A 24,087-nucleotide genomic window follows, 5' to 3' on the forward strand; every position below is an offset into this window, starting at 1 on the left:
GTGATGCGTTCGAGAACGCGGGCGGATGCGGCGGGGGCGGCATCCCCGATCTCCCACGCGCCCTCGAGCGCGTCGAGGGCGCGTGGGAAGCGGGCACCATCGTCCGCCGACAAAGTGAACAGCGGCTGTCCCGCGGCGACGGGGTCGCCGGGCTTCGCGTGCAGGTCGATGCCCGCGGCGTGCACGACCGGGTCCTGCGGGCGCGCGCGCCCGGCGCCCAGCCGCCACGCGGCGACGCCGAACGGAAGGGCGTCCAGACGGGCGACGACTCCGGACCGGGCCGCGGTGACCGTGTGGATCTCGCGGGCGACGGGCAGTTCCGCATCCGGATCGCCGTCCTGCGCGACGATCATGCGCCGCCACGCGTCCATCGCCCGGCCGTCGCGGAGCGCGGCCTCGACGTCGACGTCGGGGAGCCCCGCGAGCGCGAGCATCTCGCGGGCGAGGGCGACGGTGAGCTCGACCACGTCGGCGGGGCCGCCGCCGGCGAGCACCTCGACCGACTCGCGCACCTCGTTCGCGTTGCCGATGGCGAGCCCCAGCGGCGTGTTCATGTCGGTGAGCAGCGCCGTCGTCGCCACGCCGGAGTCCGTCCCAAGCGCGACCATCGTGCGGGCGAGCTCGCGCGCACGGTCGACGTCCTGCATGAACGCCCCGGAGCCGAACTTCACGTCGAGCACGAGCGCCGCCGTGCCCTCGGCGATCTTCTTCGACATGATGCTCGAGGCGATGAGCGGGATGGCCTCGACCGTGCCGGTCACGTCGCGGAGGGCATACAGCCGCTTGTCGGCGGGGGCGAGCCCGGAACCCGCCGCGCAGATGACCGCACCGACCGAGGCGAGCTGGGCGAACATCTCGTCGTTCGAGAGCGCGGAGCGCCATCCGGGGATCGACTCCAGCTTGTCGAGCGTGCCCCCGGTGTGGCCGAGACCGCGGCCCGACAGCTGCGGCACGGCGACGCCGAACGCCGCCACGAGCGGGGCCAGCGGCAGGGTGATCTTGTCGCCGACGCCGCCGGTCGAGTGCTTGTCGACCGTCGTCTTGTCGAGGTCCGCGAAGCTCATCCGCTCGCCGGAGGCGATCATCGCGTCGGTCATCACCCGGATCTCGTCGCGGCCCATGCCGTTGAGGAGCACCGCCATGGCGAACGCCGCCATCTGCGCGTCGGTGACGTACTCGCGGGTGTAGGCGTCGATCATCCAGCGGAGCGCGTCCTCGGGAACGGCTCCCCCGTCGCGTTTGGCGCGGATGACATCCACCGCGTCGAACGCCTCCACGGTGTTCGACGACGACGCGCTCGACGACGACGACGCGCTCATCGGCGGTTCTCCTCGAGGTCGCGGGGACCGAAGGCGTCGGGCAACACCTCGTCGATCGTGCGGATGCCGGACACGGTTTCCAGCAGCATCCCCGGCAGTGCGAACTCGAACAGCAGCTGACGGCAGCGGCCGCAGGGCATGATCGTCTCGCGGTCGCCGTTCACGCAGACGAAGGCGACGAGCCTGCCGCCGCCGGTCATGCTCAGCTCCGAGACGAGACCGCACTCGGCGCACAGGCCCACCCCGTACGAGGCGTTCTCGACGTTGCACCCCGACACGATGCGGCCGTCCGACACCAGCGCTGCAGCCCCCACCCGGTAGCGGGAGTAGGGCGCGTAGGCGCGCTCCATCGCCTCGTTCGCCACGAGACGCAGGTGGTCCCAGTCGATGTCTGTCACAGTCGCCTTCCGATGGTGGAGGATACGCGGATGCGGACGGCGCAGCATCCGCGCGGGCGTCAGCCCTTGATGTACGGTTTGCCGGATGCGGCGGGGCCGCGGATCTGACCGGCGAAGCCGGCCACCGCGAGGATCGTCACGACATAGGGCAGCATCAGCATGAACTCGCTCGGGATCGGCGTCTTCAGCACCGTCAGCAGGTTCTGCAGGTTGGTCGCGAATCCGAACAGCAGCGCGGCGAGGGTCGCCTTGATCGGGTCCCACCGGCCGAAGATGACGGCGGCGAGGGCGATGAAGCCGAGCCCCGCGGTCATCTCCTTGCCGAACTGCGGCACCGACACCAGCGTGAAGTACGCCCCGCCGATGCCGGCGATCGCGCCGGCCAGCGACACGTTCCAGAACCGGGTCGAGTTCACCCGGATGCCGACGGTGTCGGCGGCCTGCGGGTGCTCGCCGACCGCGCGCAGGCGCAGGCCCCATCTGGTGCGGTACAGCCCCCACGAGACCGCGACCACGGCGATGAACATCAGGTAGACGATGAAGGTCTGGTTGAACAGCACGGGTCCGATGATCGGGATGTCGCTGAGCAGGGGGATCTCGATGCGCGTGAAGCGGATCGGCCGGTTCAGCGCCTCCTCGTCGGGCACGAGCAGTGCCCCGTAGAGGAACCCGGTGAGACCGGTGACGAGCACGTTGAGGACCACGCCGACGATGACCTGGTCGACGAGGTACTTGATCGCGAAGGCCGCGAGGACGAAGGCCACCAGCACGCCGCCGATCATCGCGCCGATCAGCCCGATGAACGGGTTGCCGGTGACGCTCGACAGGAGCGCTGCGGAGAAGGCCCCCAGCAGCAGCTGGCCCTCGATCGCGACGTTGACGACGCCCGCGCGCTCGCCGATGACGCCGCCCAAGGCGCCGAAGACCAGCGGCACCGACAACGAGACGGCGCCCACGAGCAGACTCGAGACCGGCACGAGCCCGTCGGCGGCCGCCCAGACGAGAAAGGTGAAGACGGCGAGGACGCCGAAGACGATCGTGAGCCAGAGCGGAGGACGACGGTAGGACCACGCGTTCCACGCCGAGAGGCCGGTCAGCACCACGAGCACGCCGAGCAGGATCCAGGATGTCGCCGCCGTGGGCAGCCCGATGTTCGGCAGGGCGATCGCCGAGGACGCATCGCCGAGCCGGAACGTGCTGATGCCGTCGCGGGGCGCGGCGAGGAACAGGACGGCGAGCAGCAGCGTCACCGCCGCCAGGACGAGGGGCGCCTTGAGATGCCGCTCCTTGACCGTCGCGAGATGGATCGTGCCGTCGGAGGATGCCGTGGGGGCCAGAGCGCTCATGCGGCCACCCCCTTGTCCGCGACGGGTCCTGGTCGACGCTTGGCGGCCTTGCTCCGTGTCTTGGCGGCCTTCTCGGCGTCGGTCTTCGGCAGGAAGAAGATGGTGCGCAGCAGCGGGGGCGCCGCGATGAACAGCACGATGAGGGACTGGACGACCAGCACGATGTCGACCGGGATGCCCTGCGCCTGCATCGAGAACGAGCCGGCCTTGAGCGCGCCGAACAGGATGCCCGCGGCGAACGTCCCCCACGCCCGGCTGCGCCCGAGCAGGGCGACCGTGATCGCGTCGAAGCCGATGCCCGCGTCGATGCTGCCGCTGAAGCCGGTGGTGACCGATCCCTGGATCTGGTTCATCGCCGCCAGGCCCGCGAGCCCGCCGGCGAACAGCATCGCGTAGATGTAGACGCGCTCGACGCTGATGCCGTTCGCGCGGGCCGCGTGCGGGTTGTCGCCAACCGCCCGCATGCGCAGGCCCAGGCTCGACCGCTCGATGACCCACCAGACCACCAGAGTCGCGAGGACCACGACGACGAAGCCCCAGTCCAGGCCGGGGAAGGCGGCGCCGAGCAGCTCGGGGAACCGCGCGGTCTCGGGCGTCGCCGAGGTGATCGGCTGGTTCGTCCCGGGCTTCTGCAGGAGGCCTGGTGTCCGGATCATCCACGTGACGAGGTAGAACGCCACGTAGTTCAGCATGATCGTGAGGATCACCTCGTGGGCGCCCGTGCGGGCCTTGAGCAGACCCACGAGGCCGCCCCACAGCGCTCCGCCGACGATGCCGGCCAGCAGCGTCAGCGGAAGGTGGATCCACATCGGCAGGTCGAGCTGGAAGGTGACGAGCGCGGCGAGGGCCGCACCGATCAGCATCTGGCCGCGGGCGCCGATGTTGAACAGGCCGACGCGGAAGGCGAGGGCGACCCCGAGACCGGCGGCGATCAGGGGAGCGGCGAAGCCGAGCGAGTTGGTCAGCGGCCGGATCTGCGCGGCGAAGTCCGCACCCCGGGGGTTGAACACCGCCCCGCGGAAGAGCGCCTCGTAGCCGCCGTACACCGCGCTCCAGATCGCGGCGAGAGTGTCTCCGGGCCGGGCGAAGAAATAGCCCGCCGCCTCTTGGACGTCCTCGTCGGTGAAGGCGATCAGGATGCCGCCGACGATCATGGCGAGCACGATCGCGAGCAGGGTCGTCACGGCGCTGCCGCGCAGCAGCTCCTTGATGAACACGTTCGAACGCGGCGGCGGCGCGGGCTCACCCGTCAGCGGGCCGCGCACCTCCGGCAGCTGTTCGGCGGGGAGGCCCCGCGTCGCGTCGTCGGCACCGGGGGTCGTGCTGCTCACAGGGCCGCCTCCGAGTCTGTGGCGCCGGCCATCATCAGGCCGAGGGTCTCGCGGGGGGTGTCGCCGGGGACGATCCCGACGATCGTTCCGCGGTACATGACCGCGATGCGGTCGGCGAGGGCGGCGACCTCGTCGAGCTCGGTCGAGACGACGACCACCGGGATGCCGGCATCCCGCGTCTCCACGATGCGCGTGTGGATGAACTCGATCGACCCGACGTCCACGCCGCGCGTCGGCTGCGCGGCGAGGAGCAGCCGCAGCTCGCGGCTCATCTCGCGCGCCAGCACGACCTTCTGCTGGTTGCCGCCGGACAGCGTGCCCGCCGGGGTGTCGGGTCCCTGCGTGCGGATGTCGTACTCCGCGATGCGGGCACGCGCGAACGTGTCGAGCGCCTGGCGGCGGATGGTCCCGAACCGCACGAACTCAGAGTCGGAGGAGCGGTCCAGGATCAGGTTCTCGGCGACCGAGAAGCTGCCGACGAGGCCGTCCTCCTTGCGGTCCTCGGGGACGAACCCGACGCCCTCGTCGAGGATGCCGCGCACGCTCTTGCCGACCAGCTCCACCCCGCCCAGGGTGATCGACCCCTCGACGCGGGCAGCCAGGCCCACGATGGCCTCCACCAGCTCGGTCTGCCCGTTTCCCTGGACGCCCGCGACCGCGACGACCTCGCCGGGGCGGACGTCGAAGGACACCGAGTCGACGACGACGGCGCCCGACGGCGTCAGCACGCGCAGATCGCGCACTTCGAGGCCCCCCTCCCCGATGCGAGGCGGATCCTTGTGCACCGTGAGCTCCACCGCGCGCCCGACCATGAGCGAGGCCAGCTCCGCGTTCGTCGCCGTCGGCGACGCCTCACCGACGACCCGGCCGAGCCGGATGACGGTGATGCGGTCGGCGACCTCGCGGACCTCGCGCAGCTTGTGGGTGATGAAGACGATCGAGGTGCCCTCGGCCTTGAGCTGGCGCATGATGCCCATCAGCTCGTCGGTCTCCTGGGGCGTCAGCACCGCCGTCGGCTCGTCGAACACGAGCACCTTCGCGTCGCGCGAGAGCGCCTTGATGATCTCGACGCGCTGCTGCACCCCCACCGGCAGATCGCCGACGAGCGCGTCGGGATCGATCCGGAAGCCGAAGCGATCGGCCACCTCGCGCACGTGCCGACGCGCCGCGGGCAGGTCCAGCGCGCCGAGGCCCTTGGTGTCCTCGTGTCCGAGCATGACGTTCTCCGCCACGGTGAACACGGGGATCAGCATGAAGTGCTGGTGCACCATGCCGATGCCGGCGGCCATCGCCTCACCGGGTCCGCGGAAGTACTGGACCACGTCGTCGAGGAGGATCTCCCCCTCGTCGGCCTGGTAGAGGCCGTAGAGGACGTTCATGAGCGTCGACTTGCCGGCGCCGTTCTCACCGAGGAGCGCGTGGATCTCGCCCGGCCGGACGACCAAGTCTATCCGATCGTTGGCCACCAGAGAACCGAAGCGCTTGGTGATGCCCCTCAACTCGAGCTTCATGACGGCCAATCTAGCGAGAAGGAACGGGTGGCGGACGGAAGCGGGGCCGGGAGGATGCTCGGCATCCCCCCGGCCCCGATCTCAGCGGTTCGTCACGGGGAGTTCGGGGACTCCACCGTGATGTCGCCGGCGATGATCGACTCCTGGAGCGTGGCGAGCTCGTCGACGAGGCCGTCGGGCAGCTGCGACTCGAAGTCGTGGAAGCTCGAGAGCTTCACGCCCTCGTTCTCGAGCGTGCCGACGTACGGCGTGACGTCGAAGTCGCCGCCGGCGGCCTCGATCGTGGCGTCGTAGACGGCGACGTCGATCGCCTTCATGATCGACACGAGGGTGAGGTCGGCGACACTCGTGTCGGCGACGGCGAGGTCGCTGTCGACGCCGAGCATCACCGTGTCCGTTCCGCCGTCGCTGATGGCGGCCGCAGCGCTCTGGTAGATCGGCCCGCCGACGGGCAGGATGACGTCGACGCCCTGATCGAGGATGCCCTGCGCGGTCTGCTTGGCGGTGTCGTTCGCGGCGAAGCCGCCGGTGAAGGCGCCCTCCTGCGTCTCGGTGTCCCACCCGAAGACCTCGACCGACCCGGACTTGTCCTCGTTGAACTTCTCGACGCCCAGCTCGAAGCCGTCCATGAACACGGCCACCGAGGGGATCTGCATGCCGCCGAAGGTGCCGACCTTGTTCACGCCGCTCTGCGCCGACCATGCCGCCGCGGCGTAGCCGCCGAGGTAGGACGCCTGTGCCGTGTCGAAGACGAGGGGCTTGATGTTGGGCGCGTCGGTGGTGCCGTCGAAGTCGTTGTCGGCCCAGTCGTCGATGATCGCGTAGTCGAGATCGGGGTTGGCCAGGGCCGACTCGACGGTCGCGGCCGAGAGGTTGAAGCCCACGGAGACGATGAACGTGCAGCCCTCCGAGACGAGCTGCTCAAGGTTCGGGACGTAGTCGTTCGCGGTGGTCGACTCCATCTCGATGCCTTCGACGCCCAGCTCGTCGAGGGCGCGGTCCATGCCCTCCTTGGCGGACTGGTTGAACGACTTGTCGTTCCAGCCGCCCTCGTCGGAGATCAGGCAGGGCATGAAGCCGTCCACGGCGTCGGCGTCACCGCCGCTCGTCGCGTCGGTCTCGGGTGCCGAGCCGCAGCTGGCCAGGGCGAGGACGAGCCCGGCGGCGGCAGTGACGCCGGCGAGCTTCTTGGTGGTCGAAATGGTCAATGCTGCCTCCACATTGATGGCCCCGCGGATCTCGCAGGGAACGTCTTGAAGTTACCGATTGTGACGTCGTCTCGACGCTCTGCACCCGCCCGGGACGCGAATGGTTACAAAGACGCAATGTATCCGTCACCGGAGGGGCATCGTGCGCGATCGGTGCCGGACGGGCGGCGTTCTGCGGCGAGAGCCTCCTCGTCTCGCTCCCTGAGCCAGGAGCGCAGCTCCCGGACGAGGGGCAGCGGCCGTGCTCTCGTGCCCCACGGAGGGTCCCGCAGGTCTCAGAGCACGTCGCCCCGACCGGTGAGCTTCAGCGCGTCGACGACCTGCTTGACCCGCTGCGCGTGCTCCGTGGTGGTCACCAGCAGCGCATCGGGGGTGTCGACCACGACGACGTCCTGCACGCCGATCAGGCTGATGACCCGCTGCGTCTGCGAGACCACGATGCCGCTCGAGGCGTCGGAGAGGATACGCGCGTTCTCCCCGAGGATCGCCAGATCGTTCTTGCGCCCGTTGGAGATCAGCTTGGTGAGACTGGCGAAGTCGCCCACGTCGTCCCAGTCGAAGTGACCGGGCACCACGGCGAGACGCCCCTTAGCCGCGGCGGGCTCGGCGACCGTGTAGTCGATCGCGATCTTCTTCAGCGCCGGCCAGATCCGGTCGACGGCGGGACCGCGGCGGTCGCGGTCGTCCCAGGCGTCGGCGAGCTCGATGAGTCCCGCGTGCAGCTCGGGCTCGTTGGCAGCGATCTCGGCGAGCAGCACGTCGGCGCGGGAGATGAACATGCCCGCGTTCCACGAGTACGCCCGGTCGGCGAAGTAGGCCCGCGCCGTCTCGAGGTCGGGCTTCTCGACGAAGCGCTCCACGAGCGCCGCCTCGGGGGCGCCCTCCACGATCAGCTCGTCAGCCCGCTTGATGTAGCCGAAGCCGGTGGAGGCCTCGGAGGGCTGGATGCCGATCGTGCAGATGTAGCCGGCGCGCGCGACCTCGACGGCCTGGCGCACAGCGAAGTCGAACACCCGCGCTCCGCGGATGACGTGGTCCGCCGCGAACGAGCCGATGACCACGTCCGGCTCACGCCGGACGAGGATGGCGGCTGCGAGGCCGATGGCGGCCGTCGAGTCGCGGGGCTCCGACTCGAGGAAGACGTTCTCGTCGGGGATGCCGGGCAGCTGCTGCTCGACCGCGGCCCGGTGCGCGCGCCCGGTGACCACGGCGATCCGGTCGTGGCCGGCGAGCGGCTCCAGCCGGTCCCACGTGTCGCGCAGGAGCGTCTGCCCGGAGCCGGTGAGATCGTGCAGGAACTTCGGCGCGTCCGCTCGCGAGAGCGGCCACAGCCTGCTGCCGATGCCGCCCGCGGGAATCACGGCGTAGAAGTCGTCGATAGGAGTCCCCATGCCGCCCAGCGTAACCGGCGCGCGCGCCGGCGACCGACGCGATCGCGGATCTCACCGAGATATCTCGACGTCGAGATAGTTAGGTTCGCCTAAAGGGCGCCGACGCGCCCGGCCGAATATGATGTCACGCAGCGCCCGAGTGACGCCAGGGGCCGGGTCCCCGGGGGCATCGACGGCCCCGCACCGTGTTCGATCAGGGAGGACGACCGTGTCGGCACCAGCACGCGTCACACCATCGGTTACCCAGACGACCTCGAAAGTCCCCCGCGGGACTCTGTACCGTGGCAACGAGGGCATGTGGTCGTGGGTCCTGCACCGGATCACCGGCGTGTCGATCTTCTTCTTCCTGCTCGTGCACATCCTCGACACCGCCCTGATCCGGGTGTCGCCCGAGGCGTACAACGCGGTCATCGGCACCTACAAGAACCCGATCATGGGCATCGGCGAGGTCGTGCTGGTCGCAGCCATCGCGTACCACGCGTACAACGGGCTTCGCATCATCCTGGTCGACTTCTGGTCGAAGGGCGCGCGCTACCAGCGTCAGCTCTGGTGGATCGTCCTCGGCGTCTGGGCGGTGACGATGCTGGGCTTCGCCCCGCGCCACCTGATGAACGTGTTCGCCTCGACGGGAGGCGGCCACTGATGAGCACCGCGATCGCCGACCCCCGCTCCGCCTACTCCGCACCGCGCCGCAAGGGCCCGAACCTCGAGAAGTGGGGCTGGATCTACATGCGCGCCTCCGGCGTCGTGCTGATCGTCCTGATCTTCGGGCACCTGTTCGTCAACCTCCTCACCGGCGACGGCATCCATCAGATCGACTTCGCGTTCGTCGCCGGCAAGCTCGCCTCCCCCTTCTGGCAGTGGTGGGACGTGCTGATGCTGTGGCTCGCGATGATCCACGGCGGCAACGGCATGCGCACGATCGTCAACGACTACGTCACGCACAACGGCACGCGTCGTGCGCTCGTCTGGGCGATCTGGATCGTCTCCGGTTTCCTGATCGTCCTCGGCACGCTCGTCGTCTTCACGTTCGACCCGTGCCTGGGCGTCACCGCGGACAGCATCCTCTGGGAGCGCTGCCAGTAGGCCCTCGGCACGACGGCCGCAGAGTACAGATCGCAACGCGCCCCGAACCGCGCGACACAACGGACACAGCGACACAACGGACAAAGAGGCATCCTTCCCGTGAGCAGTCATTCCACCGAGGACACCGTCATCAAGGACGGCGTCTACTACCACCAGTTCGACATCGTGATCGTCGGCGCGGGCGGAGCCGGCATGCGCGCCGCCATCGAGGCGGCCCCGGGCGCGAGGACGGCGGTCATCTCGAAGCTCTACCCGACCCGCTCCCACACGGGCGCGGCGCAGGGCGGCATGGCGGCGGCGCTCGCCAACGTCGAAGAGGACTCGTGGGAGTGGCACACCTTCGACACGGTCAAGGGCGGCGACTATCTCGTCGACCAGGATGCGGCGGAGATCCTCGCGAAGGAGGCCATCGACGCGGTCATCGACCTCGAGAACATGGGCCTGCCGTTCAACCGCACGCCCGAGGGCAAGATCGACCAGCGCCGGTTCGGCGGCCACACGGCCGACCACGGCAAGAGCCCCGTGCGCCGCGCGTGCTACGCCGCCGACCGCACCGGCCACATGATCCTGCAGACGCTGTTCCAGAACTGCGTCAAGCTCGGCATCAACTTCTACAACGAGTTCTACGTGCTCGACCTGATCACGGTCGAGGAGGACGGCGCCACCAAGGTCTCGGGCGTCGTCGCGTACGAGCTGGCGACGGGCGATCTGCACGTCTTCCAGGCGAAGGCGATCATCTTCGCCACCGGCGGCTTCGGCAAGATCTTCAAGACCACCTCCAACGCCCACACCCTCACCGGCGACGGCGTCGGCATCGTCTGGCGCAAGCGGCTGCCGCTCGAGGACATGGAGTTCTTCCAGTTCCACCCCACCGGCCTCGCCGGCCTCGGCATCCTCCTCACCGAGGGCGCGCGCGGCGAGGGCGCGATCCTCCGGAACGCGTCGGGCGAGCGCTTCATGGAGCGGTACGCGCCGACCATCAAGGACCTCGCCCCGCGCGACATCGTCAGCCGGTGCATGGTGCAGGAGGTCGCGGAGGGCCGCGGCGCCGGCCCCCACAAGGACTACGTGCTGCTGGACTGCACGCACCTCGGCGCCGAGGTGCTCGAGACCAAGCTCCCCGACATCACCGAGTTCGCGCGCACCTATCTCGGCGTCGATCCGGTGGTCGAGCCCGTGCCCGTGATGCCGACCGCGCACTACGCGATGGGCGGCATCCCGACCAACAACGACGCCGAGGTGCTCAGCGACAACACCACCGTCGTCCCCGGCCTCTACGCCGCCGGCGAGTGCGCCTGCGTCTCAGTGCACGGCTCGAACCGTCTCGGCACGAACTCGCTGCTCGACATCAACGTGTTCGGCAAGCGCGCCGGCAAGAACGCCGTGAAGTACGTGCAGACCGCCGACTTCGTACCGCTTCCCGAGGACCCGGCGAAGGAGGTGCGCGAGCTCATCGAGGGCCTGCGCGACAACCCCGGCACCGAGCGCATCGCCGTGCTGCGCAAGACCCTGCAGGACGAGATGGACCGCAAGGCCCAGGTGTTCCGCACCGACGAGTCGCTCGGTGAGGTGATGGTCGTCATCGAGGAGCTGCGCGATCGCTACCGCAACGTGCACGTGGACGACAAGGGCAAGCGGTACAACACCGACCTGCTCGAAGCCGTGGAGCTGGGCTTCCTCCTCGACATCGCCGAGGTCGTCGTCGTCGCCGCACGCAACCGCAAGGAGAGCCGCGGCGGCCACATGCGCGACGACTACCCGAAGCGGGACGACGAGAACTACATGCGGCACACGATGTCCTACCTTTCGGGCGACCCGCACTCGTCGCACCCGGAGGACCACATCCGCCTGGATTGGAAACCGGTCGTCATCACCCGCTACCAGCCGATGGAGAGGAAGTACTAGGCATGGCCGCCACCGCGATCGCCACCGCCCCGGCGGAGACTCCGGTCGTCGAAGAGACGAACGACTCCGGCATCCAGGCATTCCTCGTGACCTTCATCGTGCGCCGGTTCAACCCGGAGCTCGACGAGGAGCCGCGCTGGGTCGACTACGACGTGGAGGTCTACTCGACCGACCGCGTGCTCGACGCGCTGCACAAGATCAAGTGGGAGGTCGACGGCTCGCTCGCGTTCCGCCGCTCGTGCGCCCACGGCATCTGCGGGTCCGACGCGATGCGCATCAACGGGCGCAACCGGCTGGCGTGCAAGACGCTGATCAAGGATCTCGACATCTCGAAGCCCATCTACGTCGAGGCCATCAAGGGACTTCCGCTCGAGAAGGACCTCATCGTCGACATGGAGCCCTTCTTCGCGTCGTTCCGCGACGTACAGCCGTTCCTGATCTCGAACTCGAAGCCCGAGCCCGGCAAGGAGCGCTTCCAGTCGATCGTCGACCGTGAGCGCTTCGACGACACCACGAAGTGCATCCTCTGCGCCGCGTGCACGTCGTCCTGTCCCGTGTTCTGGACCGACGGGCAGTACTTCGGCCCCGCCGCGATCGTGAACGCGCACCGGTTCATCTTCGACTCGCGCGACGACGCGGGTGACGTGCGCCTCGACATCCTCAACGACAAGGAGGGAGTGTGGCGCTGCCGCACCACCTTCAACTGCACCGAGGCGTGCCCCCGCGGCATCCAGGTCACGAAGGCGATCGCCGAGGTCAAGCAGGCCGTCCTGCGCGGGTGAGCCCCTCCCCACCGCGAGACTGCATGTGGGCGCCGAGACCGTGGGGTTTCCCCGCTGTCTCGGCGCCCCGTTGCAGTCTCGAGGCCCGTCCCCTCCGCGGACGCGGAGGGGACGGAGGGACCGTCTCGGGGTCAGGCGGCCGGGGGATGCCGCGTCCTCCGCTCGCTAGTGTGGCAGGGTGAGCGATAGACGGGACCGACCCGAGCGCGGCGAGAGCCCCCGCCCGATCCTCGAACCCGACGACTCGCTGCGCGCCCGGTGGGAAGCGGGCCAGGCGTCGCTCCGCGAGCGCTTCGACGAGCCGCTCGAGCGCGCCACGCGGCTGACGAAGAAGACGCTCGCCTGGTTCCCCATTCGAGTCTGGCGCCACTTCCTGCAGCACAACGGGTTCCTCCTCGCCGCCGGCATCAGCTACCAGTCGCTGTTCACGATCTTCGCGGCGATCTACCTCGCCTTCGCGATCGTCGGCACCTGGCTGGGCGGCAGCCCCGAGGCCGTCACCCGGCTCATCGCCATCATCAACAGCTACATCCCGAACCTCATCAGCGATCACGGACTGGTCAGACCCGCGCAGGTGCAGGAGATCGCGGCCAGCTCGGGAAGCCTGCTGACGGTCACGGGCATCGTGGCGCTCGTCGTCATCGTCTGGACGGCGATCGGCTTCGTGACCTACACCCGCCGCGCCGTGCGCGACACCTTCGGTCTCCCCTACGACGCTCGCAGCTACGTGCTGCTGAAGGCCCGGGACCTCTTCGCGGCGCTCGTGTTCGGTCTGGCGCTGCTGATCGGCTCGGTGCTCGTCCAGATCACGACCTGGGCCCTCGACCTGGTGCTCTCGCCGCTCGGATGGAGCAACGACTCGACCTGGTCGGGCGTCCTCGTGCGCACGCTGACCCTCATCGTCGCCTTCGGCATCAACGCTGTGGCGCTCGCTCTGCTGTTCCGCTTCCTCACCGGCACCTCACTCAGATGGCGACGGATCTGGCCCGGCTCCCTCCTCGGCGGTGCCGCTCTCGCGGTGATGCAGGTCGCAGCCGGCCTTCTCCTGCGCTACACCCCGTCGAACCCGCTGCTGGCCACGTTCGCGATCTTCATCGGCTTCCTTCTCTGGTTCCGCATCAACGGCATCGTCATCCTCGTCGCCGGCGCGTGGATCGCGGTCGCCACCTCCGACCGTGACCTCCCGCTCGTCGAGCTGTCGCCGCAGGAGCGGGCCCGGATGGAGCGCCAAGCGCTCAGGGTGGCCGCTCACGTGCGACTGCGTGATGCCGAGACCGCGCTGGCGTCCGCACCGTGGTGGCGCAGACCCCTCGCGACGCGCGACGTGCGACGGGCGCGCGCTGAGCTGACGGCGCTCGGCCCGGCCGACGACGATCCCGGGCTCCGGCTGCGCGACCTCCTCGACTGATGCGCGCCGGTCCTGGCGCTCTGTCTCGCTGCGATCGCTCAGCGACCGGGCTTTCCCCATCCCGCGGAGGGCCCTGCAGGGGCGATGGATGCTCAGTCGGTGCTGTCGCTCACCGGCTCCGCTCGAACGTGACCCGGCCATCCGCAGTCTGGATCGCATGCGCCGCGAACGCGACGTAGACGCCGGGCACGACGATCGACACAACGAGCGCGGCCGGCACCGCGAGGGGCAGCACGCCCGGCGCCAGCACGACATCGAGCACGAAGTTCACGATGAGCGCGATTCCGCCGAATCCGATCATCAGGGCCAGGATGGCGCCGAACGCGGCGCCATACGCCGGGAACCGGCGAACGAGCGCGTTCGCGACGGCGAAGACCGCCCAGGACCCGACATGGTTCAGGCTAGGCGCAGCGGCGGCGTGTCGGAGCCCCGCGTTACGCTGGCAGACGTGCCTCGAACCATCCGCATCGCCTCTGTCAACGTCAACGGCATCCGCGCCGCCGTCCGCAACGGCATGGCCGGATGGCTCGATCGGGCGGATGTCGACATCCTCACCCTGCAAGAGGTCCGCGCAGAGCGCGAGCATGTCGACACCGCGCTGCCGGGCTGGCACATCGTGCACGACGAGGCACTGGCCAAGGGCCGTGCGGGCGTCGCGGTGGCCAGTCGACTGCCCATCTCCGGTTCGCGGACGAAGCTGCCGCCTGAGCCCGCCCAGTCGGAGGGGCGCTGGCTCGAGGCCACCTTCGACATCGACGGAGAGCAGCTCACCGTCGTCAGCGCCTACGTGCACTCGGGCGAGGTGGGCACCCCTCGTCAGGAGGCCAAGTGGGCGTTCCTCGATGCGATGACCGAGCGCCTGCCGCAGCTGTCGGCCGATGGTGCGCTGGCCGTCGTCACGGGCGACCTGAACGTCGGCCACCGCGAGCTCGACATCAAGAACTGGCGCGGCAACGTGAAGAAGGCGGGCTTCCTTCCTCGGGAGCGCGCCTACTTCGACCGCTTCTTCGGCGAGGCGGGGAGCGACGTGACCGGGGTCGACGGATCGACCGGCACGGGCCTCGGCTGGATCGACATCGGGCGCCGCTTCGCCGGCGAGGTCGACGGCCCGTACACGTGGTGGTCGAACCGGGGCCAGGCCTTCGACAACGACACCGGATGGCGCATCGATTACCACGCGGCCTCCCCCGCCCTGGCGGCCCGGGTCGTCGACTACCGCGTCGCGCGCGCCGCCGCGTACGCCGAACGCTGGAGCGACCACGCCCCCGTCATCGCGGACTACACGCTCGGGTGCTGACGGCGCGGCGGATGCGCGACCCAGACCAGTCACGCAGCGGGTGGGCGACCCATCCGCCCCGCCTAGAATCGAAGGCGTGAGCAAAGCGCGCCTGTACTCCGGAATGCAGCCCTCGGCCGACTCCCTCCAGATCGGCAACTACATCGGGGCGCTCATGCAGTGGCGTGACCTACAGGAGTCGTACGACGCGTTCTTCTCCGTCGTCGACCTGCACGCGCTCACGCAGCCGAACGACCCGGCGGAGCTCCGGGAGAAGACCCGTCGCACAGCGGCCCAGTACATCGCGGGCGGCATCGAGCCGTCGAAGTCGACGCTGTACGTGCAGTCGCACGTACCCGCGCACACGGAGCTCGCCTGGGTCCTGTCGACCATCACCGGCTACGGCGAGGCCGGCCGGATGACCCAGTTCAAGGACAAGTCCGCGCGGCACGGCGCCGACGCGACCAACGTCGGCCTGTTCACCTACCCGGTGCTGATGGCGGCCGACATCCTGCTGTACCAGACGAACATCGTGCCGGTCGGCGACGACCAGAAGCAGCACGTCGAGCTGACGCGCGACCTCGCCGAACGCTTCAACGCACGCTACGGCGAGACCTTCCGCGTGCCGACACCGGTGATCCAGCAGGAGACCGGCCGCATCTACGACCTGCAGAACCCGACGTCGAAGATGTCGAAGTCGGCCGAGTCGGATGCCGGCGTGCTGTGGCTGCTCGACGACCCCGCCAAGAGCGCGAAGAAGATCATGCGCGCGGTCACCGACTCCGAGGGCGTCGTCCGCTACGACCGGGAGACCAAGCCCGGCGTCTCGAACCTGCTGGTCATCTACGCGGCCCTCACCGGACGCCAGATCCCGGCGATCGAGGACGAGTACGCCGGTCGCGGCTACGGGGACTTCAAGAAGGGCCTCGCCGAGGTCGTGGTGAACGAGTTCGGACCCGTGCGCGAGCGCGCGCTGGCACTGCTCGACGACCCGGCCGAGCTCGACCGGGTGCTCGCCGCGAACGCGCGGAAGGCCGCATCCGTCGCCGACCGCACCCTCGGCGACGTGTACGACCGGATCGGCCTCCTGCGCCGCAGCTGACCCGAAGGTCTCCCCGGAGGGGCAGATCTCGCATCCTTCGTTGGTCGTCAGCGACCCAGGCCGCTGCTACGCCGCGACCCGCGGCGGCGGGCCGGCACGCGTACGGCTCCGTGCGGCCGTGCAGAGATCCGTCAGGCCGTGCGGAGATCCGTCAGGCGATGGGCTCCGTCAGGCCATGCGGGGAAGCTCCTGGTCCGCGAAGCGGATGTGATGCTCGGCAAGCTCCGCCGCGACCTCGGGCTCGTGACGGACTATCGCGTCGAACAGCTCCTCGTGCTGCGCGTGCAGTCGCTTCGCGAGGCCTGTCCAGTCGGCGTGCCCGTGCAGCGCCGTCAGGATGCGGGCCGTCAGCGACTCGCGGATCGCGATCGTCATCGACGACACGAGCCGGTTCCCGGTGGCCTCGGCGATGGCGACGTGGAACGCGGTGTCGGCGTCGTTGAACGCGTCGGGCGAGACGTCGGAAGCGGCGCCGCGCTGCAAGGCCTCCCCGATCACCGCGATCGCGGCAGCGTCGGCGTTGCGCGCGGCCAGCGCGGCGCTCGAGCGCTCGAGCGTCACCCGTGCGTCGACGACGTCGCTGAACGGGAAGTTCGCGAGCGCCACGTGCAGGCGGAGGAAGCGGGTGAGTGCACCGTCCGGGAGCGCGGCGACGAAGGTGCCCGCGTCCGCGCCGGAGCCCACGCGAGAGCGGAGAACCCCCTGGCCCTCCAACACGCGGACGGCCTCGCGCACGCCCGCGCGGCTCACCTCGAGCCGCGCGGCGAGCTCACGCTCGGGCGGCAGCGGATCGCCCACGACGAGGGCGCCCGCCATGATCTGATCCTCGATCGCCTGGATGACCAGCTCATGCGCACGACTTCGCGCGACGGGAGCCCAATCGGGAATGCGCTCGTAGACCACGTCCTCATCCTCCTGCCGCGCACGAGGCGTCGAATTGACGCGGCCAGTGCACGCCAATATCCTAACAGCAGAGGTCAGACCACCCGAAACGCGCCGGATGAGGCGCCCCCGTTCCGTTCGAAGGACGTCCATGAGCGCCATCCGCCGGCAGCTGCCCAATCCCGTCGAGCTCCTGGAGCTCATGCAGTTCAAGAAGCCCGATCTGAACGGCAAGCGTCGTCGTCTGTCCTCGGCGTTGACGATCGAGGATCTGCAGCGGATCGCGAAGCGCCGCACGCCCGCGGCGGCTTTCGACTACACCGACGGCGCGGCGGATGGCGAGATCTCGCTGGCCCGGGCCCGTCAGGCGTTCGAGGACGTGGAGTTCCATCCGTCGATCCTGCGCGATGTCTCCACGGTCGACACCTCCACCACCGTCTTCGGCGGCCCGTCTGCCCTGCCGTTCGGGATCGCCCCGACCGGCTTCACCCGCCTGATGCAGACCGAGGGCGAGATCGCGGGCGCGGGAGCGGCTGCCGCCGCGGGCATCCCGTTCACCCTCTCGACCCTCGGGACGACCTCGATCGAGGACGTCAAGGCCGCGAACCCCCACGGACGCAACTGGTTCCAGCTGTACGTGATGCGCCAGCGCGAGATCTCCTACGCCCTCGTCGAACGCGCCGCGAAGGCGGGCTTCGACACCCTGTTCTTCACCGTCGACACCCCGGTCGCCGGTGCCCGCCTGCGCGACAAGCGCAACGGGTTCTCCATCCCGCCCCAGCTCAGCGTCGGCACGATCCTCGACGCGCTCCCCCGCCCCTGGTGGTGGTACGACTTCCTCACGACGCCCAAGCTCGAGTTCGCGTCGCTGTCGGCGACCGGCGGCACGGTCGGCGAGCTGCTCGACTCCGCGATGGACCCGTCGATCTCCTTCGACGACCTCGCCGAGATCCGCGCGCTGTGGCCGGGGAAGCTCGTCGTCAAGGGCGTGCAGAACGTCGAGGACTCCCGCCGTCTCGCCGATCTCGGCGTCGACGGCATCGTGCTCTCCAACCACGGCGGACGCCAGCTCGACCGCGCCCCCGTGCCCTTCCATCTCCTCCCCGACGTCGTCCGCGAAGTCGGCCGCGACACCGAGATCACGATCGACACCGGCATCATGAACGGCGCCGACATCGTCGCCGCCATCGCACTCGGCGCGAAGTTCACCCTCATCGGCCGCGCCTACCTCTACGGCCTCATGGCCGGCGGCCGCGCCGGCGTTGACCGCACCATCGAGATCCTCGCCGAGCAGGTCGTACGCACGATGAAGCTGCTGCAGGTGTCGGAGCTCGCAGAGCTCACCCCCGCGCACGTCACCCAGCTGCAGCGGCTCACCCCGCGCGCGGACGCCGCGAGCATCGTCTCCGTCTGATCCGCGCCGCTCCGGCATGCGCCCGCATGACAGGATGGGCGCATGCCGGAGATGCCGGAGGTCGAGGGGCTCGTCGCCTTTCTGGGCACGCGGCTGCCCGGCCGTGTGGTGACCCGGGCGCAGGTCGTCGCGATCTCCGCTCTGAAGACGTACGACCCGCCGCTCGAGAGCCTGCGGGACACGACCGTGACGGCCGTCGCGCGGCACGGCAAGTTCCTCGACGTCCGCACCTCGGGAGCGGATGCGGATGCGCATCTGGTGTTCCATCTCGCGAAGGCGGGGTGGCTGCGCTGGTACGACGTCCTGCCACCGACACCCGTGAAACCCGGCCGCACGCCCATCGCGCTGCGGGTCGGCTTCGACGACGGATCGGGGTTCGATCTCACCGAGGCCGGCACCAAGAAGTCCCTCGCCGTGTACCTCGTGCGCTCCCCCGGCGACGTCCCGGGGATCGCGCGGCTGGGCCCCGACCCGCTCGATCCCGGGTTCGCACGCGACACGCTCGCGGCGATGCTCGCCGGTCGGCGCACCCAGATCAAGGGGGTGCTGCGGGACCAGTCGATCATCGCGGGCATCGGCAACGCCTACTCCGACGAGATCCTCCACGTCGCCCGGATGTCGCCGTACGCGCTCGCCGCGACCCTCGGCGACGTCGAGATCGACACGCTGTTCGCGGCGATCGTCGACACGCTGGCGGATGCGGTGGCGACCGCATCCGAAAAGCCGCCGGCCGATCTCAAGGACGCGAAGCGACGCGGCATGCGGGTGCACGGACGCCGCGGCCAGGAGTGCCCCGTGTGCGGCGACGAGGTGCGGTCGGTGTTCTTCGCCGACAACTCGCTGGAATACTGCCCGACCTGCCAGACCGGCGGCAGAATCCTGGCGGACCGCCGCCTCTCCCGCCTCCTCAAGTAGTCGCACTTCGTCCTGCATCCGCGCTCTCCGCCCGCCGAACCCACATCTTCTGCACGAACCCACACACTCCGTACGCGATAGAGGTGTGGGTTCGCGAGAAAGGTGTGGGTTCGCAGGAGAAGGGACGGGCTCAGCCGGTGGTGCCCATGAGGATGCGGGCGTCGTCGTCGACCCAGTCGAACGAGCGCCGAACGGCCTTGCGCCACATCCGGATGCGGCGGTCGCGCTCGTCCCCGGGCATCCGAGGCTCCCACCGCTCGCCCTCGCGCCAGTGCGCGCGCAGCTCGTCGAGGGTCTTCCAGACGCCCGTGGCGAGACCGGCCGCATACGCCGCCCCGAGCGCCGTGGTCTCGATCACCTCGGGTCGGACCACCGGGATGCCGAGGATGTCGGCCTGGAACTGCATGAGCAGGCCGTTGCGGGTCATGCCGCCGTCGACCCGCAGCTCTTCGAGCGACCGGCCGGTGTCGGCCACGACAGCGTCGATCACATCGAGGGTCTGGAAGGCGGTCGCCTCCAGCGCGGCACGGGCGATGTGCCCGCGGTTGACGAAACGGGTGAGCCCGACGAGAGCACCGCGCGCGTCGGGTCGCCAGTACGGCGCGAACAGGCCCGAGAACGCGGGCACGAAGTAGGCCCCGCCGTTGTCCGGGACGGACTCGGCGAGCCTGCCCACGTCGTTCGACTCCGCGAACAGACCGAGGTTGTCGCGCAGCCACTGCACGAGCGATCCGGTGACGGCGATCGAGCCCTCCACGGCGTACTGCGCGGGCTCCCCGTCGATGCGGTAGCCGACGGTCGAGATGAGCCCGTGCGGCGAGCGCACGATGCGCTCGCCGGTGCCGACGAGCAGGAAGTTGCCGGTGCCGTAGGTGTTCTTCGACTCGCCCTCGCCGAACGCGGCCTGGCCGAACGTCGCCGCCTGCTGGTCCCCCAGGATCCCGGCGATCGGGATGCCGCGCAGCTGCGCGACGGCGGAGACCTCCCCGACCACCTCGGACGAGGAGACGATCTCGGGAAGCATCGCGCGCGGGATGCGGAACACCTCGAGCATGGCGTCCGACCATTCGAGCCTCCGGAGGTCCATGAGGAGCGTGCGGCTCGCGTTGGTCACGTCGGTCACATGGCGCGAGCCGCCGGTGAGGTTCCAGACGAGCCACGTGTCGGGGGTGCCGAACAGCAGATGCCCGGCCTCGGCATCGGCGCGCGCCCCGGTGACGTTGTCGAGGATCCACGCGATCTTGGATGCGGAGAAATAGGCCGCCAATGGCAGTCCCGTCTCGTCGGCGAACCGGTCGTAGTCGGCGTGCTCGCCGGCGAGCCGGTCGATGGCCGGCTGCGTGCGGGTGTCCTGCCAGACGATCGCGTTGTGCACGGGGCGTCCCGTGCGGCGATCCCAGACGATCGCCGTCTCGCGCTGGTTCGTGATCCCGAGCGCGGCGATCTGCGCGACCGAGAGCCCCGCCTCGGCGAGCGCGGTCTCGAGCACCCACACCGAGTTCGTCCAGATCTCGTTCGCGTCGTGCTCGACGCGTCCGGCGCGCGGGAAGATCTGCTCGTGCTCGCGTTGCGCGCTCGCGACGATCCGTCCGCCGGCGTCGAAGACGATCGCACGCGTCGACGTCGTGCCCTGGTCGAGGGCGATCACATGCTCGGCCACGTCGCCGCTTCCTCTCCGGGCGCGCGGACGCGGCGCCCGTGCTCGATTATGCCTTCCGCACCCCGGCGCGTCGCGATTCGACCGACGGTCCGTCAGGATTCGGTCAGCACGGAGACGTCCGAGTCCGTCCCCGCCGCGTCCGGTTCCGCGCGTCGGACCGCCGCGATGCCGGCGCGGAGCTCGTGCACGATGCGGTCCTCGTCCCAGCCGAGGACCGGCGCAACGGTGCGGGTGACCTCCTCCGCCGCCCCGATCGCGCCGCCCGTGAAGGCGAGGCCGGTGCGGCGCAGGAGCAGGTCGGCGACGTGCACGACGTGCTCGGTGCGGGCGAGGTGGCGCAGCTCCGCGGTCGAGTAGGACGGCGCCGAGGCGAGCGGCGCGTCGGAGGGGTCCGCGGCGATGGCCTCGATCACCTCGGTGGCCCGGGTGCCGTATCGGTCGAGCAGTTCAGCGACCCGTGGGCGCGGCAGGTTCCGGCCGTTGTCGTCGAGCCACCGCATCCGGCGCCGTTCCGTCGTGGGGTACCCGACGCCGCCGCCGATCTGCACCCCGGCGGTGCTGCGCCGACGCGGGCGTCCGAGCGCGGCCAGCACGCGGTCGGCGAGGTGCTCGGCGAGCGCCCGGAAGGTCGTCCACTTGCCGCCGACGAGGCTGAGGACGCGCACCGAGCCGTCCGAGCCCGCGAGCGGCGCGCCCTCGATCCGGTAGTCGCGCGAGACGAACCCGGGAGCCACATCGCCGTGCCCCGGCAGGGGCCGCACGCCCGCGAACCGGTAGACGATCTGATCGCGATCCACCGCGATGCCGGGGAACACGTGCCGCACGAGGTCGAAGAAGTAGTCGACCTCGGCCTCCGTGCACACGATCTCGTCGTGCATGTCGTGCTCGAGGTCGGTCGTGCCGACGAGCACCCGCCCCTTGAGCGGGTAGATGAGCACGATGCGGCCGTCGCGGTGCTCGAAGAAGATCTCGCGCCCTCCAGCGGCCTCCAGCAGCTCGGGGTTGTCGAGGACGATGTGCGATCCCTTCGTCCCGCCCATGTAGCGGGTCGGGTCGCCGAGGGCGGTGTTGGTGAGGTCGGTCCAGGGTCCGGAGGCGTTGACGACGACGGATGCGGTGAACTCGACCTGTTCGCCGCTCTCGGCGTCCTCGAGGACCACCCGGCCGTTCCGCGCCCCGACGGCTGCGACGTAGTTGATCGCGCGTGCCCGGTCGCCTCCGGCGGCGAGCCCGTCGTGCAGGACGTCGAGCGCCAGGCGTTCCGGGTCGTGCAGCGAGGCGTCCCAGTAGGACGCCGTGTAGCGCACGCCCGGGTTGAGCCGGGGCAGCGCCCGGAGCGATCGCGTGCGCCCGTGGAACGCGTGACGCGCCACCCGGCCGCCGCCACGGGAGAAGGAGTCGTAGATGACCAGCCCGATCTTGATCAGGACGGCGCCGCGCTCCTTCGGGCGGCCCGCGCCATGGCGGAGGAACCGGAGGGGCGCGGAGAGGATGCCGGAGAAGGTCGAGAAGACGGGGATGGTCGTCTGCAGCGGACGCACGTAGTGCGGGGCGATGGCGAGGAGACCGTTGCGCTCCACGACGGCCTCGCGCACGAGGCGGAACTCTCCGTTCTCGAGGTAGCGGATCCCGCCGTGGATCATGTGCGAACTCGCCGCCGACGCGCCGCCGACATAGTCGCCGCGATCCACGAGGGCCACGTCGACGCCCTGCATCGCGAGATCGCGGAACGTCGCGAGGCCGTTGATCCCCCCGCCGATCACGAGCACGTCCGCTCGGGGCCGGTCCGCCAGCTGCCGCCACGCCGTGCGGGCATCCGCATCCGTCGTCATGCTCGTCCTCCTCCGCGACGTCGGGCCCGCCGCTGTGTCCATCGTGACGAGCGTCACACATCGTTGCAATCCGGTTGCACGAACGTGCACACTGGGGGCGTGCCCGACGACCTCCGACGGCAGAGCGAGCTCGCCCTCGCCGCCGCCACCGCCCACTATCTGCGCGGCGAGACCATGGAGTCGATCGGCGGGCGGCTGGGCGTCTCGCGCTCGACCGTCTCACGGCTGCTCAAGCACGCGCGCGAGCGCGGGCTGGTGGAGATCCGGGTGCGCTCGCCACTCGACGCGCCTCGCATGCTGGCCGATGCGCTGCGGACGCGATACCGGATCACCGCGCACACCGCGCCGGTCCGCGAGGACGCCGGCGAGGTGGAGCGGCTCGACATCGTCGCCGCGACCGCGGCGGCGGTGCTCGGGGCGCACGTCGGCTCGCACATGACGGTCGGGGTGGCCTGGGGGTCGACGATCGCGGCGGTCAGCCGCCGACTCGAGCCGAAGCCCACGACCGGAACGCGATTCGTGCAGCTCAACGGATCGGGCAACACCCGCACCACCGGCCTCGGCTACGCCAGCGAGATCCTCCGCCGGTTCGGGCATGCGTTCACCGCGCAGGTGCAGCAGTTCCCGGTTCCGGCGTTCTTCGACGCCCCCGCGACCAAGACCGCGCTCTGGCGCGAGCGCAGCATGCGCCGCATCCTCGACGCCCAGGCGGCAATGGACGCCGTGGTCTTCAGCGTCGGCGCCAGCGGGTCGTCGGTGCCCAGCCACGTGTACGCCGGCGGGTACCTGGAGCGCGCGGACCTGGCCGAGCTCGAGCGCGAGCGGGTCGTCGGCGACGTCGCGACCGTCTTCTACCGCGCCGACGGCTCGAGCGCGGACATCGCCCTGAACGCCCGCGCGACGGGCCCGGCACTGGCCGACCTCGCCCGTGTGCGGCGTCGCATCTGCATCGTCTCGGGCGAGGGAAAGCTCGCGAGCGTCCGGGGCGCTCTCGCCGCGGGCCTGGTCACCGACCTCGTGATCGACGAGCCGTCGGCCCGCGCCCTCGCCGAGGACGACACCTGAGAGCACCCGCTGCGTGTCATTGCGAGACGGGGAATGATCCACGGCCCCGGGGGTTGAGTACACTCGGAACACGTAACGTGCTCCGGGGTCGGTGAGAATCCGAACCGGCGGTGACAGTCCGCGAGCGTCTCGGGTCCTGCGGGACCGGAGGTGCCGATCCGGTGGAATTCCGGGACCGACGGTGATGCGACATCTCGATGTCGCGAGTCCGGATGGGAGGCAGCACGCGCGATACGGCGCCGTCGTACCGCGCGCC

Annotated in this window: 21 protein-coding genes; 10 read left to right on the forward strand and 11 right to left on the reverse strand. The window is 70.0% G+C overall.

Going from position 1 to position 24,087, the window contains the following annotated elements:
- The 7 genes from GVL03_RS11460 to GVL03_RS11490 form a co-directional block, all read right to left on the reverse strand.
- Positions 1–1,319 (reverse strand): thymidine phosphorylase (locus GVL03_RS11460; protein ID WP_159501133.1); only part of this gene is annotated, 1,319 nt, incomplete at its 3' end.
- A complete protein-coding gene (locus GVL03_RS11465) occupies positions 1,316–1,717 on the reverse strand; it encodes a cytidine deaminase (RefSeq protein ID WP_235038132.1) in 402 nt (133 codons plus the stop codon). The genes GVL03_RS11465 and GVL03_RS11460, both read right to left, overlap by 4 nt.
- A 59-nt stretch (positions 1,718–1,776) precedes the next feature.
- The gene (locus GVL03_RS11470) at positions 1,777–3,063 is read right to left on the reverse strand and encodes an ABC transporter permease (protein ID WP_159501135.1); all 1,287 of its coding nucleotides are present in this window, start codon (positions 3,061–3,063) and stop codon (positions 1,777–1,779) included.
- On the reverse strand, positions 3,060–4,394 hold the full coding sequence (locus tag GVL03_RS11475; RefSeq protein ID WP_159501136.1) for an ABC transporter permease: 1,335 nt from the start codon (positions 4,392–4,394) through the stop codon (positions 3,060–3,062). The genes GVL03_RS11470 and GVL03_RS11475 overlap by 4 nt, the downstream gene beginning before the upstream one ends.
- Entirely contained in the window at positions 4,391–5,905 is a 1,515-nt protein-coding gene (locus tag GVL03_RS11480) for an ABC transporter ATP-binding protein (protein ID WP_159501137.1), read from the reverse strand. The genes GVL03_RS11475 and GVL03_RS11480 overlap by 4 nt, the downstream gene beginning before the upstream one ends.
- Before the next feature lie 92 nt (positions 5,906–5,997).
- The gene (locus GVL03_RS11485) at positions 5,998–7,113 is read right to left on the reverse strand and encodes a BMP family protein (protein ID WP_159501138.1); all 1,116 of its coding nucleotides are present in this window, start codon (positions 7,111–7,113) and stop codon (positions 5,998–6,000) included.
- Between the two features lie 275 nt (positions 7,114–7,388).
- The gene (locus GVL03_RS11490) at positions 7,389–8,504 is read right to left on the reverse strand and encodes a mannose-1-phosphate guanylyltransferase (protein ID WP_159501139.1); all 1,116 of its coding nucleotides are present in this window, start codon (positions 8,502–8,504) and stop codon (positions 7,389–7,391) included.
- 208 nt (positions 8,505–8,712) lie between these two features.
- Here GVL03_RS11490 and sdhC point away from each other — a divergent pair, with 208 nt between their 5' ends.
- From sdhC to GVL03_RS11515, 5 genes are all read left to right on the forward strand, one after another.
- Entirely contained in the window at positions 8,713–9,147 is a 435-nt protein-coding gene (sdhC, locus tag GVL03_RS11495; protein ID WP_235038133.1) for a succinate dehydrogenase, cytochrome b556 subunit, read from the forward strand.
- Positions 9,147–9,590, forward strand: coding sequence for a succinate dehydrogenase hydrophobic membrane anchor subunit (locus tag GVL03_RS11500; RefSeq protein WP_200847154.1), 444 nt, complete (start codon positions 9,147–9,149; stop codon positions 9,588–9,590). Before sdhC ends, GVL03_RS11500 begins: the two co-directional genes overlap by 1 nt.
- 99 nt (positions 9,591–9,689) lie before the next feature.
- Complete coding sequence (gene sdhA, locus GVL03_RS11505) at positions 9,690–11,495, forward strand: succinate dehydrogenase flavoprotein subunit (RefSeq protein WP_159501141.1); 1,806 nt, start codon at positions 9,690–9,692, stop codon at positions 11,493–11,495.
- A 2-nt stretch (positions 11,496–11,497) separates the two neighbouring features.
- Positions 11,498–12,277 carry a succinate dehydrogenase iron-sulfur subunit gene (locus GVL03_RS11510; RefSeq protein WP_200847155.1) on the forward strand — a complete coding sequence of 260 codons (780 nt, stop codon included), beginning with the start codon at positions 11,498–11,500 and terminating at the stop codon, positions 12,275–12,277.
- Positions 12,278–12,455: 178 nt separating this feature from the next.
- Positions 12,456–13,685, forward strand: a complete 1,230-nt coding sequence (locus tag GVL03_RS11515) for a YihY/virulence factor BrkB family protein (RefSeq protein ID WP_235038134.1) — start codon at positions 12,456–12,458, stop codon at positions 13,683–13,685.
- 109 nt (positions 13,686–13,794) lie between these two features.
- Here GVL03_RS11515 and GVL03_RS11520 read toward each other — a convergent pair whose 3' ends face one another.
- Positions 13,795–13,986, reverse strand: coding sequence for a hypothetical protein (locus GVL03_RS11520; protein ID WP_159501142.1), 192 nt, complete (start codon positions 13,984–13,986; stop codon positions 13,795–13,797).
- A gap of 147 nt (positions 13,987–14,133) precedes the next feature.
- Here GVL03_RS11520 and GVL03_RS11525 point away from each other — a divergent pair, with 147 nt between their 5' ends.
- Both GVL03_RS11525 and trpS read left to right on the forward strand, forming a co-directional pair.
- The gene (locus GVL03_RS11525; protein WP_200847156.1) at positions 14,134–14,982 is read left to right on the forward strand and encodes an exodeoxyribonuclease III; all 849 of its coding nucleotides are present in this window, start codon (positions 14,134–14,136) and stop codon (positions 14,980–14,982) included.
- 76 nt (positions 14,983–15,058) lie between these two features.
- Complete coding sequence (gene trpS, locus GVL03_RS11530) at positions 15,059–16,063, forward strand: tryptophan--tRNA ligase (RefSeq protein WP_159501144.1); 1,005 nt, start codon at positions 15,059–15,061, stop codon at positions 16,061–16,063.
- A gap of 168 nt (positions 16,064–16,231) precedes the next feature.
- Here the strand turns inward: trpS and GVL03_RS11535 are convergent, their stop codons facing one another.
- Entirely contained in the window at positions 16,232–16,966 is a 735-nt protein-coding gene (locus tag GVL03_RS11535) for a FadR/GntR family transcriptional regulator (protein WP_235038135.1), read from the reverse strand.
- Between the two features lie 130 nt (positions 16,967–17,096).
- Between GVL03_RS11535 and GVL03_RS11540 the strand changes: the two genes are divergently transcribed.
- Together GVL03_RS11540 and GVL03_RS11545 are read left to right on the forward strand one after the other, a co-directional pair.
- Complete coding sequence (locus tag GVL03_RS11540) at positions 17,097–18,359, forward strand: alpha-hydroxy acid oxidase (protein ID WP_159501146.1); 1,263 nt, start codon at positions 17,097–17,099, stop codon at positions 18,357–18,359.
- Between the two features lie 42 nt (positions 18,360–18,401).
- A complete protein-coding gene (locus GVL03_RS11545) occupies positions 18,402–19,274 on the forward strand; it encodes an Fpg/Nei family DNA glycosylase (RefSeq protein ID WP_159501147.1) in 873 nt (290 codons plus the stop codon).
- Between the two features lie 130 nt (positions 19,275–19,404).
- Here the strand turns inward: GVL03_RS11545 and glpK are convergent, their stop codons facing one another.
- Positions 19,405–20,934, reverse strand: coding sequence for a glycerol kinase GlpK (glpK, locus tag GVL03_RS11550; protein WP_159501148.1), 1,530 nt, complete (start codon positions 20,932–20,934; stop codon positions 19,405–19,407).
- 92 nt (positions 20,935–21,026) lie between these two features.
- Positions 21,027–22,766, reverse strand: a complete 1,740-nt coding sequence (locus tag GVL03_RS11555) for a glycerol-3-phosphate dehydrogenase/oxidase (protein WP_159501149.1) — start codon at positions 22,764–22,766, stop codon at positions 21,027–21,029.
- 99 nt (positions 22,767–22,865) lie between these two features.
- Here GVL03_RS11555 and GVL03_RS11560 point away from each other — a divergent pair, with 99 nt between their 5' ends.
- Positions 22,866–23,831: a sugar-binding transcriptional regulator gene (locus tag GVL03_RS11560; protein ID WP_235038136.1), complete on the forward strand. Its 966-nt coding sequence runs from the start codon at positions 22,866–22,868 to the stop codon at positions 23,829–23,831.
- Positions 23,832–24,087: the final 256 nt, after the last annotated feature.

The organism is Microbacterium sp. 18062 (assembly GCF_902706225.1).
Lineage (GTDB): Bacteria > Actinomycetota > Actinomycetes > Actinomycetales > Microbacteriaceae > Microbacterium.